This window comes from Companilactobacillus nodensis DSM 19682 = JCM 14932 = NBRC 107160 (assembly GCF_000615905.1).
In the GTDB taxonomy this organism is placed as follows: Bacteria; Bacillota; Bacilli; order Lactobacillales; family Lactobacillaceae; genus Companilactobacillus; species Companilactobacillus nodensis.
The window spans coordinates 1-1,543 of sequence record NZ_BAMN01000049.1 but is presented as its reverse complement, the minus strand read 5'-3'; the positions used below and the strand labels follow the sequence as shown (position 1 = coordinate 1,543).

The 1,543-nt window shown below is 38.2% G+C and carries 2 pseudogenes; both read right to left on the bottom strand.

The features are described from left to right. Nucleotides 1-1,187: pseudogene (locus JCM14932_RS16820) on the bottom strand (hypothetical protein); the annotation flags it as partial. Nucleotides 1,188-1,227: 40 nt separating this feature from the next. After that, a pseudogene (locus tag JCM14932_RS16185) lies at nucleotides 1,228-1,543 on the bottom strand (phage tail protein); the annotation flags it as partial.

Genomic DNA, 1,543 nt, shown 5'->3' with positions numbered 1-1,543 from the left:
GCTTTCTTCGTTATTCCCTCATTAATAGCCTGAACACCATCTTTGTTTTCAGTCACGGCATCGGCTAGCTCTGCAATAGTGTCCAATGTAGCGGGAGCAGCACCGATAATATCCTTGATGCTTTGTTCAGCGTATGTTTTGGCTTGTCCAACACCAGTAGAAATTTTGCTGTCGACATCTGCGGTCGTGGAATAATCGGCTTTGTCTAGGGCGTTTGTAATGGCCGTTTGAACACCATCATTAGTCGCAATTTCTGATGGATTAGGACACCAATCAGTAGCATATGAACCTAGCTCAAGTTTTTCTTCTTTTGCTGTGCAAGCGAAATCATCAGAACTGTGCACAATATGTGGAGATATATAAGATATGCCACTAGGAATTGTGAATGTCCATGAAGCTTTACCCGATGAAGAATAATTAGCACTGGGAAACCATCCAACATATTTTTTGTTGTTGTCATATCCCCAATACCCCAAAGCAAAAGAGCCTGTTAATTTTGTTAAATATATTGAGTAGGTATAGGTATTCCCAGCATTAACTGGTGTTAATGCTGGATCGTTAACCCAACCGGATACAGTTGAAAAGTCACCTGTGTATGACTTTTCTGACGAACTCGTCCCTAATAGTAAATTAGTACCAACTGCACTGTTATTAACTTGAGTTTGCAAATTAACAATATCGTTTTTATTGGTCGTCATTTGAGTTAAATCAACCGAATCAAGCTGGCTACTAATTTTATCCGCTTGTGTTTGTAATGCCGTAGCATCTTTTCCTAAATCAGTTAACTTCTTATTTAAATCAGCTACATCATTAGTTAATAATTCCTTAAAGCTGTCATAATCAGATTGTAGAGTTGAAATAAGATTTTTGAATCTATCTTCAAAATCTGAACCTTGAGCAACATATCGTTTTTCAAAGTCTGCACTTTGGCTAGTAAAATCATTTTCACGTTTTGATTCAGCAGCATCAAAGTCCTTTTGATTAGTTGCGTTTTGTTCCTTACCATCAGAAATAACTTTGTTGAAATTAGTAGTAATTGTTTCAAACATTGCCTTATCATCAGAAATTAGCTTGTTAAATTCCGTATCGAAACCGTCACGCTGCGAAGTTGCTGCTGTCTCTGAATTACTTTTGAATGTGTTCCATGCCGCTTTAGCAGCATCTAAGTCTTCCTCTGACTTATCCACGAAACTCTGCATCTTACCAGTCAATTCTGCAACTTTGCTATCAATCTTTGCGTTTCCGGTATCGGCAAAGTCTTTTAAGGCTAAAACTATAAGATTCGGCTTGCTTAGTTAAGGTTTCAAAGTCATCAATATAACTGCCCGCTTCTTTTATTGATCCGATCCCTTGCAGCACGACTAACTTAATATCCGATGTGGAATCATCCCCAACCTTGAAATACATGTTTCTGAATACGCCGACATTTGTGTACATTTCATCTGGAAACTTAACCTTGAACGTATTTCCTGACTTATCAGTCACAACTTGCTTAATCAGTCGTTGGTCGGGTGTTTTGGCAATGAGTTCAATGTCAACCGTA